Below are 15,463 nucleotides of genomic sequence, written 5' to 3'. Positions count from 1 at the left end.
CGACGCGGGGGTCACGCGACGCGGGGGTCACGCGACGCGGGGGTGACGGAACCGGCCCGGCGCGGGCCCGCCGGGCGCGGCGTCAGGCCGGCTCCGGGGGCCACCCCTCCGTCTCGGCCGCCGCGACCGTGGAGCCGTCCGTCCGGAAGTCGAGCCCGGCCCCGTCGGCGGCGACGTCCACGGTCACGCGTCCGCCGGGCAGCACACCGCCGTCGAGCAGCATCCGGGACAGCCGGTTGTCGACCTCGCGCTGAATGGTGCGGCGCAACGGCCGCGCGCCGTACTCCGGTTGGTAGCCGCGCCGGGCCAGCCAGTCCACGGCCGCGTCGGTGAACACCACCGACACGTCCTGGCCCTGCGCCCGGCGCCGGGTGCCCTCCAGTTCCAGGTCGGTGATCCGCCGCAGTTGCTCCTGGCTCAACTGCCGGAACACCACGATCTCGTCGATCCGGTTGAGGAACTCCGGCCGGAAGTGCTCCCGGAGCGGCCGCAGGACCTGCTCGCGGCGGGCCTCCTCGTCGGCGTCGGCGCCGCCCGCCCCGAAGCCGATACCGGCGCCGCGCCGGGTGATGGCGTCGGAGCCGAGGTTGCTCGTCATGACGACGACCGTGTTGGTGAAGTCGACGGTCCTGCCCTGGGAGTCGGTCAGCCGGCCGTCGTCGAGCACCTGGAGCAGGATGTTGAAGACATCGGGATGGGCCTTCTCCACCTCGTCGAGCAGCAGCAGCGAGTACGGGTGGCGGCGGACCACCTCGGTGAGCTGACCCGCCTCCTCGTGGCCGACGTATCCGGGCGGCGCGCCGACCAGGCGGCTGACCGTGTGCCGCTCCTGGTACTCGCTCATGTCGAGCCTGACCATCCGGTCCTCGCTGCCGAACAGCGCGTCCGCGAGCGCCCGCGCCAGCTCCGTCTTGCCGACGCCCGTGGGGCCGAGGAACAGGAAGCTGCCGATGGGCCGGTCACCGCTGGAGAGCCCGGCCCGGGAGCGCAGCACGGCGTCGGAGACGACACGCACCGCCTCGTCCTGCCCGACCACCCGCCGGTGCAGGTGCTCCTCCAGCCCGAGCAGCCGCTCCTTCTCCTCCTGGGTCAGGCTGGCCACGGGAATGCCGGTCAGCCGCGAGACGACCTCGGCGATCGCCTCGGCGGTCACCTCCAGGTGCTGCCCGTCGTCCGCGCCGGCACCGCCCGTGGCGGCGTCGATGCGCTGCTTCAACTCCACGACGCGGTCCCGCAGTTCGGTGGCCCGCTCGTACTGCTCGTCGGCGACGGCCTGGTCCTTGTCCCGCACCAGCTGCTCGGCCTCGCGCTCCATGGCCCGCACGTCGGTGCCCTTGGTGCGGGCCCGCAGCCGGACCCGGGCGCCCGCCTGGTCGATCAGGTCGATGGCCTTGTCGGGCAGGCGCCGGTCGCTCAGGTGCCGGTCGGACAGCTCGACGGCGGCCACCAGCGCCTCGTCCGTGTAGCGGACCTGGTGGTGCGCCTCGTAGCGGTCGCGGAGCCCGCGCAGGATCTCCACGGCGTCGGCCACGGACGGCTCGGGCACCAGGATCGGCTGGAACCGGCGGGCCAGGGCCGCGTCCTTCTCGATGCGGCGGTACTCCTCCAGCGTCGTGGCACCCACGACGTGGAGTTCGCCGCGGGCGAGCGCGGGCTTGAGGATGTTGCCGGCGTCCATCGAGCCGCCGCCCTCCCCGCCCCCGCCGGCTCCGACGACGGTGTGCAACTCGTCGATGAAGACGACCAGTTCGTCGGAGTGCGCGCGGATCTCGCCCACGATGGAGTTCATCCGCTCCTCGAAGTCGCCCCGGTAGCGGGTACCGGCGACGACGCTCGTCAGGTCGAGCGCGACCACCCTGCGCCCGCTCAGGATGTCCGGCACGTCCCCGTCGGAGATGCGCTGCGCGAGCCCCTCGACGACGGCGGTCTTGCCGACCCCGGCGTCGCCGATCAGCACGGGGTTGTTCTTGCCGCGCCGGGAGAGCACCTCGACGGTCTGCTCGATCTCGTCGTCCCGGCCGATCACCGGGTCGATCCGCCCGTGCCCCGCGAGGTCGGTCAGGTCGCGGCTGTACTTGTCCAGTGTCGGCGTCGTGCTGCTGCGGGGGTGCTCGATGCCCTGCGCGGGCGGCTCCGGAGCCTCGTAGGGGAGGGCCGAGGGCGCGAACCGGGCCGCGTCGAGGATGTGCCCGGCGGCCGAGTCGGGATTGGCCGCGAGCGCGCCGAGGACGTGCTCCGGGCCGATGTAACCGGTACCGCTCGCCCGCGCGAGCTGGTGCGCGTCGAGCAGGGCCCGCTTGACCGCCGGGGTGAGCGAGACGGCGTCGGGCGGCGCGCCGGGCGGGGCCTCCTCCTGGGGCGGCCGCACGGGGCCGGACCGCTCGTCGATCTCCGCGGCGAGGGCGTCGGGGTCGGTCCCGGCCCGGCTGAGCAGGTCGCGGGTCGGCTCGCCCGCGACGGCGGCGCGCAACAGGTGCTGGGTCTCCAGGTCGCGGCTGCCGTGGGTCGCGGCGTACTGGGCGGCGTCCCGCATGAGATCCCGGGCCGGCCGGCTCAGCAGCCGGCCGATGTCGACATGCTGCTTGCCACCGCCCCGGCCGCCACCGGACCCGCCGTTCCCGCCGCCGGTTCCGTTCGTGCCGCCTCCTCCTGCGGTGCCGCCGAAGAAGCGTGCGAGAAACTCCGAGAGAGGGTCCGGGCCGTAGCCCTGCGGACCGTTGAACCCGCTGGTCATGGGCATCCGTTCCGGCGTCCCGGCGCGAGGGGGACGCGCTGGTAGATCGTCGTGCCGGTGCTCGCGCGCGCCCCGGTGGGATTCCGCTCACCGCCGGGCACGCATCTGTTCCACCGTCGCACGATCGGCGGTGCACAGCACCTCGGGGAGCCGGCCCGCCCCCGCGACGCCCTCGCGCGCACGACATCGGGGTCCCGCGCGGCCTCCGCACGGCCGCCGCCGCGTCCCCGCCCGTCGGGACACCGGCCCCCCGGCCACCGCTCCCCGGGCCGTCCGGCGAGCCCCCGCCCCGGCCCCTTCGGTCAACTCCCGCCCCGCGAAGCCCTGTTGTTGCGCAAAACGCGCGGACTCGCGGGCGTCCGGCTGTACGATCACCGAAAACTCCCCGTAGCCGCCCCGTAACACCGCTGGTGTTGTCTACGGATCGGAGTGCTCCAGTCTGGCGGGAGTTGGGCGATGGCTGTGGATCAACTCCCGGGACGGATGAGGGAGTTCGCGAACTACTTGCAGGGCCTGCTCGGCCGCCTCGACCAGGGCGCCGGCTGGTGCGGGGTGTTCTGGCAGCGCGACCCGGAGGGCATGCGGGCCTGCCTGGAGGGCCACGAGGTCCCGCCCTGGGACGTCGTGGAGGCACTTCTCCAGGACCTGGGCGCTGCCTACGGCTCGGGCGCCGAGGCTCCCGCGCCGGAACGGGAACGCGCCCGCGTCCTGCACCTGGCCGCGCTGGCGGCGCACGACTCCCGGCCCGGCGGCCGCGACGCCCTGGGCGACCGGCTCGACATCATGCTCGGCGAGCAGCGGTACGCCGCCGAGCGGCTGGCCGACCTGGGCCGCAGGACGGGCGGGACCACGACCCGCGAGGCGGTCGAGGCGCTGCGGCTGGAACTGGCGTGGGCGCGCGACGACCACGAACGGGCGACCGCGCGGTGCGCGGAGCTGCGCGCCAGGATGGCGGCGTACGACAGGCGGATTCCCGCGGGCCCCGCTCCGGACGGCAGGACCCGCGGCGACCGCACAGGGCAGGCCGGCCCCGCGCGGCTCTCGGCGGCGGAGGTCACCGACCGCCGTGCGGACGAGGCGCGCGCGGCGGCCCGGGGCGCGGGCGCGCCCGGGGTCCCCCGGCAGCGCGACGTGGCGGGCGCCCCCGGCGCCACGGGCCCGGAGGCCCGGCACGAGGCGTGGGAGGACCCGGCCCGCCCGCGGTACGGCCAGGCACCCGGCAGCCCGGGACCGGACCGGGCCCCGCTCCGGCAGGGGCCCGGCCTCCGGGGCGAGGCCCCGTACGACGCGACGCCGGTCGCGCACGCCTTCGACGCCCCGGACGACCGCGCGGACGCCCCCGCCGCGCCACCGGAACCGCACCCCGCCCCCGCCCCGCCCGCGGTGCCGGCGGCGACCGGCAGGCAGCGCTCGAAACGCCGTCGCGGCAGCGCCCGCTTCGCGGGGATCGCGGAGCCGGGGACCGTGCCCGAGGCGGTGCCCCCCGAGGCGGCGCCGTCGGTCCCGGCGGTGACCGGCGGCCGCTCCCCGCGCGGAGCGCGCTTCGCGGGCGCGGCGGAGACGACCCGGCAGCAGCCGGAGGAGCCGGGCGGCGGGCAGCCGGACGGTGAGTCGCGGCTCGCGGTGGCGGCCACGATCGAGTCCCTGGTCCGGCTGCGCCGCGAGGGGCGCAGCGGCGAGGCCCACGCCGTCCTGGTGGAGGCGGCCCACTGGCCGGCGGCCCGGTTCCCCCTGCTGGCGGCCGAGTTGCAGCGGGCCGACCTGGGCGCGGACTGGGTGACCCTGCTCTGGGAGGCGGCCGGTCTCCCGGCCGAGGAACTGGTCGCGGCGGCGGACGCGCTGACCGCGGCGGGGCGCACGGGCGACGGGCAGCAGATCCTGCGCCAGGGCGTGGCGCGCCCCGCGGCGGAGATCGGCCTGGCGGTCCTCGGCCTCGCGGACCAGGACCGCCACCGCGAGGTGGCGGCGCTGCTGGACGCGTACGTGCGGGTCCGCACGCCGGAGGAGGCCGCCCGCAGCGCGGAGCCCGACCCGGAGCGGCTGGTCCCGCTGCTGCTGGAGGCCGCCCGCGGGGTCTCCGACGAGCGCCACTGGGACCTGGTGCACGCCCTGCGGGTGGCAGGCCTGACGGCCTAGGGGCCGTCGTTCGGCCCGGCTCGCGGACGCGGGGTCCGGCACGCACGTCCGCGGCGGACAAGGACCGTCGGGCACCCGCGGGCCGATCCGAACGGCAGCCCCCGGCACCCCGGACCGGGGCCGCCGCCCGACCGCACCACCCGTACCGGTCGCACCACCCACACCACCCGCCGCGCCCGTGGCGGAGCGCACCCGCTCACCCACAGGAGTGCGAAACACGACCGTCTTCGCGGGTTAACGACGATGGTCTTGGCAAGCTCGCCCCGGAGCCTTACGTTCGTCCCTCTACGGCCCGGTGTCTACGGGCGTAGAGGCTCTGACGGCCTGTCGAAGGAGCAGCTCATGGCCAACGTCGTACGCGCCGCCCTGGTCCAGGCCACCTGGACCGGGGACACCGAGTCCATGGTCGCCAAGCACGAGGAGCACGCCCGCGAGGCGGCCCGGCGGGGTGCCCAGGTCATCGGCTTCCAGGAAGTCTTCAACGCCCCCTACTTCTGCCAGGTCCAGGAACCGGAGCACTACGCCTGGGCGGAGCCCGTGCCCGACGGCCCTACCGTGCGCCGGATGCGCGAACTCGCCCGCGAGACCGGCATGGTGATCGTGGTCCCGGTCTTCGAGGTGGAGCAGTCCGGGTTCTACTACAACACCGCCGCGGTCATCGACGCCGACGGCTCGTTCCTCGGCAAGTACCGCAAGCACCACATCCCGCAGGTCGGCGGCTTCTGGGAGAAGTACTACTTCAAACCCGGCAACCTGGGCTGGCCCGTCTTCGACACCGCGGTCGGCAAGGTCGGCGTGTACATCTGCTACGACCGGCACTTCCCCGAGGGGTGGCGTCAACTCGGCCTCAACGGCGCACAGTTGGTGTACAACCCGTCGGCGACCTCGCGGGGTCTCTCCGCGCACCTGTGGCAGCTGGAGCAGCCGGCCGCGGCCGTCGCCAACGAGTACTTCGTGGCGGCGATCAACCGCGTGGGCCGCGAGGAGTACGGCGACAACGACTTCTACGGCACCAGCTACTTCGTGGACCCGCGCGGTCAGCTCGTCGGCGAGGCGGCCGACGACACCAAGGAGGAACTCGTCGTCCGCGACCTGGACTTCGGGCTCATCGACGAGGTGCGGCAGCAGTGGGCGTTCTACCGCGACCGCCGCCCCGACGCGTACGAAGGGCTGGTGCGGCCATGACCAAGGACCTGCTGGGACGCCACCGTCGGGTACTGCCCGACTGGCTCGCCCTCTACTACGAGAACCCGATCGAGATCAGCCACGGCGAGGGCCGCCACGTCTGGGACACGGACGGCAACCGCTACCTCGACTTCTTCGGCGGCATCCTCACCACGATGACCGCGCACGCGCTGCCCGAGGTCACCAAGGCGGTCGCCGAGCAGGCCGGCCGGATCGTGCACTCCTCGACCCTCTACCTCAACCGTCCGATGGTCGAACTCGCCGAGCGGGTCGCCCGGTTGAGCGGCATCCCGGACGCGCGGGTGTTCTTCACGACGTCCGGCACGGAGGCCAACGACACCGCCCTGCTGCTCGCGACGGCCTACCGGCGCAGCAACACCGTGCTGGCGATGCGCAACAGCTACCACGGCCGCTCCTTCAGCTCCGTCGGCATCACCGGCAACCGCGGCTGGTCCCCGACGTCGCTCTCGCCCCTCCAGACCCTCTACGTCCACGGGGGCGTCCGCAGCCGCGGCCCGTTCGCGCACCTCGACGACGCGGCCTTCATCGAGGCGTGCGTGGACGACCTCAAGGACCTGCTCGGCCACACCCGCCCCCCGGCCGCGCTGATCGCCGAACCGGTGCAGGGCGTGGGCGGGTTCACCTCCCCGCCGGACGGCCTGTACGCGGCGTTCCGCGAGGTGCTGCACGAGCGCGGCATCCTGTGGATCGCGGACGAGGTGCAGACCGGCTGGGGCCGCACGGGCGACAACTTCTGGGGCTGGCAGGCCCACGCCGCGTCCGGGCCGCCCGACATCCTGACCTTCGCCAAGGGCATCGGCAACGGCATGTCCATCGGCGGCGTCGTCGCACGCGCCGAGATCATGAACTGCCTCGACTCCAACTCGATCTCGACGTTCGGCGGCACCCAGCTCACCATGGCCGCCGGCCTCGCCAACCTCACCTACCTCCTCGAGCACGACCTCCAGGGCAACGCCCGCCGGGTCGGCGGACTGCTCATCGAGCGGCTGCGGGCGGTCGCCGCCCCCCTGCCGCACGTGCGCGAGGTGCGCGGCAGGGGCCTGATGATCGGGATCGAGCTGGTCCGCCCCGGCACCGACACGGCCGACCCGGACGCCGCGACCGCCGTCCTGGAGGCCGCGCGCGAGGCAGGTCTGCTCATCGGCAAGGGCGGCGGCCACGACACCAGCGCGCTGCGCGTCGCACCGCCGCTGTCGCTGACCGTCGCGGAGGCCGAGGAGGGCGCCGCGCTCCTCGAACAGGCGCTGCGGAGCGTCCGGTAGCAACAGCCCGAGCAGGGAGCACCGCCATGACCACCGCTCTGGAACCGGCCCTGTCGGTCCGTCAGATCCTCACCCTGGAGCGGGTGCTCGCCGGGGAGCCCGAAGTGGTGGCCGGAGCCGGGCAGTTGGACCGGCCCGTGCGCTGGGTGCACGTCGCCGAGGCCGCCGACGTCGGGGTGATGCTCACCGGGGGAGAGATGGTGCTCACCACCGGCGTCCTGCTCGTCGGCGACGAGGGAGCCCAGGCCGAGTACATCCGCTCCCTGCACCGCGCGGAGGCGGCGGCCGTCGTACTGGGCCTCGGGCGCGCCTTCCCGGCCCCGCCCGGCGTGATGCGGCGCGCCGCCGAACGCTGCGGGCTCCCCATGGTCGTGCTCCACCGTCCCTTCCCCTTCGCGGAGTTGACGGAGGAGGTGCAGTCCCGGCTGGTGCGGCGGAAGTTCGCCGCGGTCAGCCTGTCCGAGGCCGTGCGCACCACGCTGACCGCGCTCATCACCTCGGGCGCCCCGCTGCAACGCCTGCTCGACGAGGTCGCGCAGCACAGCGGCTGCCCGGTCGTCGTCACCAACCTCGCCCACCGCGTCCTCGCGACGGCCGGTGAACGTGCCGCGGTCGACGACGTGCTGCGGGACTGGGAACGCATCGCCCGGCAGGCCGGGGGACGCGAGGGCGACGGCTGGGTCCGCGCGGAGCTCGCCGGCCGCGGCGAGCGGTGGGGCCGACTCACCCTGTGCGGCTACCGCGGCGACGCCGCGGCGGGGCGGCTGCTCGCCGACCGGGCGGCGGAGGCCGTCGTCCTGCACCGCATGCTCGGCCCGCTCTCGCGCAGTTGGGAGGAACTGTCGGCGCGGAGCCTGCTGACCGACCTGGTCGGCGGCGTCGTCCCCGCCCGGCAACTGCTGCCGCGGGCCCGCGCGGCCGGCCTCCCCGTCAACCGCCGTACGTTCGTGCCGCTCGTCGTGCGGGGCGCCGAACCCGCGTCACTGGAAAGCCTGTTGAGACGGCTCGGACTGGCCGGGCTGGTCGCGGAACTCGCCGACGGTGCCACCGCCGTCCTGCTCAGCCTCGCTCCCGACCAGGACGCCGAAGGGCTCGCCGCGCACTTCGCGGCACGGCTGCGCGCCGACCCGCAGGCCGGTGCGTGCGTGGTCGCCGCCGCGGCGGCCCGAACCGACTGGGACGACGTACCGGCCGGGCTGAGCGAGGCCCGTCACGTGGCCGACGCCGTGGCCGACTCGGCGCACGCCCTCGACCTGCCGCCCGTGGTCCGGCTGCGCGACGTCCATCTGCGCGGCCTGGTAAGGCTGTTGCGGGACGACCCGCACGTGCAGTCCTTCGCCGAGCGCGAGCTGGACGGTCTGCTGTGCGCCGCCGACGGCGATCTGCTGTCCGTCCTGCGCACCTACCTCGCCACCGGCCGCAACAAGTCGCGCACCGCCCAGCTCCACCACGTGTCACGGCCCGCGCTGTACCGCCGCCTGGAGGCGATACAGGCCCGGCTCGGCGTCGACCTCGACGACTTCGAGCAGGCGGCATCCGTGCACATCGCACTGCTCGCCCACGACGCGCAACACCACTGAAACACGCGGCCACCAGGGAGAACGGCGGTGAAACATGGGCCGGTCGGCAGATGACACGGTGCCACGCGAGCCGTCCCCGGACGTGACACGGTGCATCTCAAAGCCGCGCCGTCCGCTTCCTAGGCTCGCCGTACACCGAGCGACCGGAGGTTCCCGATGAGCAGAGTGATCCGCGCCGCCCTCTTCCAGACCGCCTGGACCGGCGACAAGGAGTCGATGATCCGGGTGCACGAACAGGCGGTCCGCGACGCCGCCGCCCAGGGCGCTCAAGTGCTGTGCTTCCAGGAGCTGTTCTACGGCCCGTACTTCTGCCAGGTGCAGGACAAGGCCTTCTACGAGTACGCCGAGGCGGTCCCCGAGGGCCCGACCGTCCAACGGTTCCAGGCACTCGCGGCCGAGCTGGGCATCGTCCTGATCCTGCCCATGTACGAGGAGGAGCAGCCGGGCGTCCTCTACAACACGGCCGCCGTCATCGACGCCGACGGCTCCTACCTCGGCAAGTACCGCAAGACCCACATCCCCCAGGTGCAGGGCTTCTGGGAGAAGTTCTACTTCCGGCCCGGCAACTCCGGCTGGCCCGTCTTCGACACCGCCGTCGGGCGGATCGGCGTCTACATCTGCTACGACCGCCACTTCCCCGAGGGCTGGCGGGCGTTGGGCCTCGCGGGCGCCGAGATCGTCTTCAACCCGTCGGCCACCTCGCGCGGACTCTCCGGCTACCTCTGGCAGTTGGAGCAGCCGGCCGCCGCCGTCGCCAACGAGTACTTCGTCGGCGCGATCAACCGGGTGGGCGTCGAGGAACTGGGCGACAACGACTTCTACGGCACGACGTACTTCGTCGACCCGGAGGCGAAGTTCGTGGGCGAGGTCGCCGGCGACAAGGAGACCGAACTCGTCGTGCGCGACCTGGACATGGACACCCTGCGCGAGGTCCGCGACCGCTGGCAGTTCTACCGGGACCGCGTCCCCGGCGCCTACGGCCCGCTGACCGCGCCCTGACCCCGCGGGCCGGGCGGCCCGGCCCCGGCCACCCGCCGCCCGGCCCGCGTCGCGAACGGAGCCACCCCGTGCACGTACGACCGGAAGGAGAGGGAGCATGAGCCGTACCGTCATCCGCGGCGGACTCGTCGTCACCGCGTCCGACGAGATCCACGCCGACGTCCTGATCGAGGACGGCCGCGTCGCCGCCCTCGCCGCGACCGGCACCCCGGCCGCCGAGGCATGGACGGCGGAGACCGTCCTCGACGCGACCGGGAAGTACGTGATCCCCGGCGGCGTCGACGGCCACACCCACATGGAGATGCCGTTCGGCGGCACCTACGCCTCCGACACCTTCGAGACCGGCACCCGCGCCGCGGCCTGGGGCGGCACCACCACCATCGTCGACTTCGCCATCCAGAGCGTCGGCGGCGCCCTGCGCGAGGGCCTCGACGCCTGGCACGCCAAGGCCGAGGGCAACTGCGCCGTCGACTACGGCTTCCACATGATCGTCTCCGACGTGAACGAGGACACGCTCAAGGAGATGGACCTCCTGGTGCAGGAGGGTGTCACCTCGTTCAAGCAGTTCATGGCCTACCCCGGCGTCTTCTACAGCGACGACGGACAGATCCTGCGCGCCATGCAGCGGGCCGCCGACAACGGCGGGCTGATCATGATGCACGCCGAGAACGGCATCGCCATCGACGTCCTCGTCGAACAGGCCCTGGCCCGCGGCGAGACCGACCCCCGCTACCACGGCGAGGTCCGCAAGGCGCTCCTGGAGGCCGAGGCCACCCACCGCGCCATCCGCCTCGCACAGGTCGCCGGCGCCCCGCTGTACGTGGTGCACGTCTCCGCCGAGGAGGCCGTCGCCGAGATCACCCGCGCCCGCGACACCGGGCTGCCCGTGTTCGGCGAGACCTGTCCGCAGTACCTGTTCCTGTCCACGGACAACCTCGCCGAGCCCGGCTTCGAGGGCGCCAAGTACGTGTGCTCCACGCCGCTTCGGCCGCGCGAGCACCAGGCGGCGCTGTGGAGCGGCCTAAGGCGGAACGACCTCCAGGTGGTGTCGACGGACCACTGCCCGTTCTGCTTCAGCGGCCAGAAGGAAATGGGGCGCGGGGACTTCTCGAAGATCCCCAACGGGATGCCTGGCGTCGAGAACCGAATGGACCTGATGCACCAGGCAGTTGTCGACGGCCACATCTCGCGCAGGCGCTGGATCGAGATCGCCTGCGCCACCCCGGCCCGCATGTTCGGCCTGTACCCGAAGAAGGGCACCATCGCCCCGGGCGCCGACGCGGACGTGGTGATCTACGACCCGAACGCCGAGCAGGTCATCTCCGCCGAGACCCACCACATGAACGTCGACTACTCGGCGTACGAGGGCAGGCGCATCACCGGCCGGGTCGAGACGGTCCTCTCCCGCGGCGAACCCGTCATCACCGAGCGGGAGTTCACCGGACGCGCGGGCCACGGCGTCTACACCCCGCGTGCCACCTGCCAGTACCTCGACTGATCCCGCGGCCGGCGGACAGCCGCCGGCGGCCGGCCCCCGACGACCGACCCGGACGACAGCACCAAGGAGCGGCGCCCATGGACTTCGGACTTGTCCTCCAGACCGACCCGCCCGCCTCGCGGGTCATCAGCCTCATGAAGCGCGCCGAGCGCAACGGCTTCCGCTACGGCTGGACGTTCGACTCCGCCGTGCTGTGGCAGGAGCCCTTCGTCATCTACAGCCAGATCCTGGCGAACACCTCGAAGCTGACCGTCGGCCCCATGGTCACCAACCCGGGCACCCGGACCTGGGAGGTGACCGCCTCCACCTTCGCCACGCTGAACGACATGTTCGGCAACCGCACGGTGTGCGGCATCGGCCGCGGTGACTCGGCGATGCGCGTCGCGGGCCGCAAGCCCAACACGCTGGCCCGGATCAGTGAGGCCATGAAGGTCATCCGGGCGCTGGGCAGCGGACAGGAGGCGGACCTCGGCGGCACCGTGATCCGCTTCCCGTGGGCCGGGCCCGACGCCCGACTCCCGGTGTGGATGGCCGCGTACGGGCCGAAGGCGCTGAAGATGACCGGCGAGGAGGCCGACGGCTTCATCCTGCAGCTCGCCGACCTCTACCTGACCGAGTACATGGTCAAGGCGGTCAAGGACGCGGCCCGCGCGGCCGGCCGCGACCCGGCCGAGGTGAAGATCTGCGTGGCCGCCCCCGCGTACGTCACCGACGACGACTCGCCCGAGGCACTGGCCCACGCGCGCGAGCAGTGCCGGTGGTTCGGCGGCATGGTCGGCAACCACGTCGCCGACCTGGTCTCCAAGTACGGCACCGACGGCGGCATGGTCCCGCAGGAACTCACCGACTACATCAAGGCCCGCGAGGGCTACGACTACTCCCACCACGGACGGGCCGACAACCCCGACACCCAGTTCGTGCCGGACGAGATCGTCGACAGGTTCTGCCTGGTCGGCCCGGTCGAACGGCACGTCGAGAAGCTCAGGGCGCTGCGTGAGCTGGGAGTCGACCAGTTCGCCCTCTACGACATGCACGACGCGCAGGAGAGCGTGATCGACACCTACGGCTCCAAGGTCATCCCCGCCGTCAACGTCTGATCCCCGTACGGCAGTTCAGCCCCCTGATCGTCCCCTTCCCGCCGTCCCGGGGAGGGGACTTCGCGGCAGACCCGCGTCCGCCGCGACAGCCCCCCGCACGCACGGCCTTTCCCGACCCGTCTCACCGATTGGCCTGCCCATGACCGACACCACGCCCATACCAGCCGCACCCGCAGCCGCGGGTGCCGTCGAACTGCCCGCCGACGCGTATCCGGCCGGCAGCCGCTACGCCAACGACGACCTGCGGCCGGTCCCGCTCGCCGAACGCCGTTGGACCACTTACAACTTCGTCGCGCTGTGGATCGGCATGGCGCACTGCATCCCGTCCTGGACACTGGCCTCGGGGCTGGTGGCGCTGGGCATGGACTGGAAGCAGGCCGTGCTGACCATCGCCCTGGCGAACGTCATCGTGCTGCTGCCGATGCTGCTGACCGGGCACGCGGGGCCGAAGTACGGCATCCCCTTCCCGGTACTGGCACGGGCCTCCTTCGGCATCCGGGGGGCGAACCTGCCCGCGATGGTGCGTGCGGCGGTGGCGTGCTGCTGGTTCGGCATCCAGACGTGGATCGGCGGGCAGGGCATCTTCGTCCTGCTGGGGAAGATCTTCGGCGGCTGGGCGGACGCGGGTGAGGTCGGCGGCTACCCGTGGACCCTGTGGCTGTGCTTCGGAGTCTTCTGGGTCCTCGAACTGGCCATCATCTACCGGGGGATGGAGACCCTGCGGCGCTTCGAGAACTGGGCCGCGCCGTTCGTGCTCGTCGGCGCGGTGGTGCTGCTGGTGTGGATCGCGAACAAGGCGGGCGGGTTCGGTCCGCTGCTGGACGAGCCGTCCAAGGTCGGCTGGGGCCCCGACTTCTGGAAGGTCTTCTTCCCGGGCCTGATGGGCATGATCGGCTTCTGGTCGACCCTCTCGCTGAACATCCCCGACTTCACCCGCTTCGGCAGGGGCCAGCGCGCCCAGGTGTGGGGACAGACCCTCGGCCTGCCCACCACCATGACGATCTTCGCGCTGATGTCGGTCCTGGTGACGTCCGGGTCCCAGCAGGTCTACGGGGCGGCGATCTGGGACCCGGTCGAACTCGCGGGCAAGACCGACAACGTCTTCGGCCTGCTGTTCGCGCTGATCACCGTGTTCGTGGCGACGATCTCGGTGAACATCGCCGCCAACGTCGTCTCACCCGCGTACGACCTGGCGAACCTGGCGCCCAAGCTCATCAACTTCCGGACGGGCGCGATCGTCGCGGGCGTCGTCGGGGTCGTCGTCATGCCGTGGAAGCTGACCTCCACGCCGGAGCTGTACATCTTCACCTGGCTGGGCGTGGTCGGCGGCCTGCTCGGCACGGTCGCCGGAATCCTGATCGCGGACTACTGGATCGTGCGCCGTACCGTGCTGGACCTGCCGGACCTGTACCGGGCCGAGGGACGGTACTGGTACACCGCCGGCTGGAACTGGCGCGCGGTCGTGGCGTTCGCGGTGGGCGGGCTGCTCGCCGTGGGCGGCTCGTACTCGACACTCGGCCAGGACGGGAAGAAGGCGGGGCCGTTCCCGGTCGACGGGCTCGTCCCCTTCCTCAAGCCGCTCGCCGACTACGGCTGGGCCGTGGGGCTGGGCACCTCGCTCGTCCTCTACCTGGCCCTGACGGCCGCGAGCCGCACGGGCACGGAGGGTACGGAGCGGGCGGACGCGGATCCCACGGGCACGGAGCGCCCGGCGGGTACGGCCGCCACGGGGTGAGCGCGGATGCCTGACGCGTGAGGTCCCGTACGCGTCAGGCACCCGGCCACGACGGCCCCGGACCGCGTACGGGCGGGCCCGGGTTCCGGGGGACCGCGCGACCGTGACGCGCGCCGGCCGGCGGCCGGATCAGGCCTTGGTGCCGCTCTTGAGAGCGGTCACCGCCTGGGCGGCCGCCTTCAGCGCGCCGGACTGGGTGACCTTCTCCGCGGGCGCCTTCTTCGACTCGAAGTCGCTGCCGTTGTAGGTGACGACGACGAGGGCGTTGCCCACCCGCGCGGTGAGCACCGTCTCACGGGTCTGCTGCTTGTCGTCGGTCGTGAGGGCGGTCGCCGAGTACGCCTGGTCGCCCACCCCGGACACCGCGGCACCGTTGCCCTTGGCGGTGGTGTGCTCCGTGTACGCCTGCTGGGCCTGCTTCACGGTGTCGCTCAGCTCGAAGGACACGTCCAGCCACCGGTAGTCGTAGCCCTTGAGCGCGTTCCAGGAGCAGGTCCGGCGCTTGGCGGTGTCCGTCGACGGGATCTCCTTGCCGGCCGTCTTCGCCCCGGGCACGAGGGACTTGATCGTCGCGGTGGCGATGCTCGTGCACGCGGCGGGGGCGGACCCGTAGGTGGCCGAGGTCGCGGAGGCGGAGGCCGACGGCGACGGGGCACCGGGGGAGGACGACTCCGCCGACTGCGGGTCGCTCTGCTGCGCCGCCTGGTGATCGGCGGGGGCCGCGGCGAGCGGTCCCGTGGAAACGGCCCAACCCGCACAGGCGAGGACGACGACCGGGGCCAGACGCGCGCCGAGGGCGACCGGCAGGGGAAGAGGACGCACGGGCGTTCTTTCCGTGGGGGACGGTGCGGAAGTGGGGGCCGCACTGCGGACGGGACGCCAGTGTCACACGAGTCCCTGTGCAGAGGGAATGCCCTACGACGGCGACTGTGGGAGACCTGTGTCCCACCCGGTCCCACCCGGGGCGCCTCCGGACCGCCCCCGGACAGGCATCGGCGCAGGGCACGCCGTGCCGGTTCCCGGGCGGAGGCGGACGGCCTGTTCCGGTCGCCCGGTTCCGGTGCCACGGACGTGGAGGCGACCCCCTCCGGACAGTGACCAAAGGGGGTGCGTGCGGAAGCCGGGGCGGTGCGGCCCAGGGCGGCGACGGTGAGTCCGTCTTCCGGGCCGGCGGCGTCAGGGCCGGGGGCCGGGCCCGGTCGGCCCGGTGGGGCTC

10 protein-coding genes are annotated in these 15,463 nt (G+C 73.1%); 8 read left to right on the top strand and 2 right to left on the bottom strand.

The annotated features are described in order from the left end of the window. Positions 1–82 precede the first annotated feature (82 nt). A complete protein-coding gene (locus ACFZA0_RS30530) occupies positions 83–2,734 on the bottom strand; it encodes an AAA family ATPase (RefSeq protein WP_391022920.1) in 2,652 nt (883 codons plus the stop codon). A 456-nt stretch (positions 2,735–3,190) separates the two neighbouring features. Here ACFZA0_RS30530 and ACFZA0_RS30525 point away from each other — a divergent pair, with 456 nt between their 5' ends. From ACFZA0_RS30525 to ACFZA0_RS30490, 8 genes are all read left to right on the top strand, one after another. Beyond that, entirely contained in the window at positions 3,191–4,870 is a 1,680-nt protein-coding gene (locus tag ACFZA0_RS30525) for a hypothetical protein (RefSeq protein ID WP_391022918.1), read from the top strand. Positions 4,871–5,212: 342 nt separating this feature from the next. Continuing rightward, on the top strand, positions 5,213–6,055 hold the full coding sequence (locus ACFZA0_RS30520) for a nitrilase-related carbon-nitrogen hydrolase (RefSeq protein ID WP_391022916.1): 843 nt from the start codon (positions 5,213–5,215) through the stop codon (positions 6,053–6,055). Further along, entirely contained in the window at positions 6,052–7,338 is a 1,287-nt protein-coding gene (locus tag ACFZA0_RS30515; protein WP_391022914.1) for an aminotransferase class III-fold pyridoxal phosphate-dependent enzyme, read from the top strand. The genes ACFZA0_RS30520 and ACFZA0_RS30515 overlap by 4 nt, the downstream gene beginning before the upstream one ends. A gap of 26 nt (positions 7,339–7,364) precedes the next feature. After that, positions 7,365–8,918: a PucR family transcriptional regulator ligand-binding domain-containing protein gene (locus tag ACFZA0_RS30510; protein WP_391022912.1), complete on the top strand. Its 1,554-nt coding sequence runs from the start codon at positions 7,365–7,367 to the stop codon at positions 8,916–8,918. 156 nt (positions 8,919–9,074) lie between these two features. After that, the gene (locus ACFZA0_RS30505; protein WP_391022910.1) at positions 9,075–9,917 is read left to right on the top strand and encodes a nitrilase-related carbon-nitrogen hydrolase; all 843 of its coding nucleotides are present in this window, start codon (positions 9,075–9,077) and stop codon (positions 9,915–9,917) included. Positions 9,918–10,014: 97 nt separating this feature from the next. Continuing rightward, on the top strand, positions 10,015–11,415 hold the full coding sequence (hydA, locus tag ACFZA0_RS30500) for a dihydropyrimidinase (protein WP_391022907.1): 1,401 nt from the start codon (positions 10,015–10,017) through the stop codon (positions 11,413–11,415). 77 nt (positions 11,416–11,492) lie between these two features. Then, positions 11,493–12,512, top strand: coding sequence for a TIGR03842 family LLM class F420-dependent oxidoreductase (locus tag ACFZA0_RS30495; RefSeq protein WP_391022905.1), 1,020 nt, complete (start codon positions 11,493–11,495; stop codon positions 12,510–12,512). 139 nt (positions 12,513–12,651) lie between these two features. After that, positions 12,652–14,247 carry an NCS1 family nucleobase:cation symporter gene (locus ACFZA0_RS30490; RefSeq protein ID WP_391022903.1) on the top strand — a complete coding sequence of 532 codons (1,596 nt, stop codon included), beginning with the start codon at positions 12,652–12,654 and terminating at the stop codon, positions 14,245–14,247. A 129-nt stretch (positions 14,248–14,376) separates the two neighbouring features. Here the strand turns inward: ACFZA0_RS30490 and ACFZA0_RS30485 are convergent, their stop codons facing one another. Continuing rightward, positions 14,377–15,069 carry a hypothetical protein gene (locus ACFZA0_RS30485; RefSeq protein ID WP_391022901.1) on the bottom strand — a complete coding sequence of 231 codons (693 nt, stop codon included), beginning with the start codon at positions 15,067–15,069 and terminating at the stop codon, positions 14,377–14,379. Positions 15,070–15,463: the final 394 nt, after the last annotated feature.

It is taken from the genome of Streptomyces sp. NPDC008150, from assembly GCF_042956945.1.
Lineage (GTDB): Bacteria > Actinomycetota > Actinomycetes > Streptomycetales > Streptomycetaceae > Streptomyces.
This window is presented reverse-complemented; position numbering and strand designations above follow the sequence as displayed.

Excerpts from the sequence above, each read along its gene's own strand:
- ACFZA0_RS30490 (WP_391022903.1), top strand. The coding sequence starts at position 12,652 with ATGACCGACACCACGCCCATACCAGCCGCACCCGCAGCCGCGGGTGCC.
- ACFZA0_RS30510 (WP_391022912.1), top strand. The coding sequence starts at position 7,365 with ATGACCACCGCTCTGGAACCGGCCCTGTCGGTCCGTCAGATCCTCACC.
- ACFZA0_RS30530 (WP_391022920.1), bottom strand. The coding sequence starts at position 2,734 with ATGACCAGCGGGTTCAACGGTCCGCAGGGCTACGGCCCGGACCCTCTC.
- ACFZA0_RS30520 (WP_391022916.1), top strand. The coding sequence starts at position 5,213 with ATGGCCAACGTCGTACGCGCCGCCCTGGTCCAGGCCACCTGGACCGGG.
- ACFZA0_RS30495 (WP_391022905.1), top strand. The coding sequence starts at position 11,493 with ATGGACTTCGGACTTGTCCTCCAGACCGACCCGCCCGCCTCGCGGGTC.
- hydA (WP_391022907.1), top strand. The coding sequence starts at position 10,015 with ATGAGCCGTACCGTCATCCGCGGCGGACTCGTCGTCACCGCGTCCGAC.
- ACFZA0_RS30525 (WP_391022918.1), top strand. The coding sequence starts at position 3,191 with ATGGCTGTGGATCAACTCCCGGGACGGATGAGGGAGTTCGCGAACTAC.
- ACFZA0_RS30515 (WP_391022914.1), top strand. The coding sequence starts at position 6,052 with ATGACCAAGGACCTGCTGGGACGCCACCGTCGGGTACTGCCCGACTGG.
- ACFZA0_RS30505 (WP_391022910.1), top strand. The coding sequence starts at position 9,075 with ATGAGCAGAGTGATCCGCGCCGCCCTCTTCCAGACCGCCTGGACCGGC.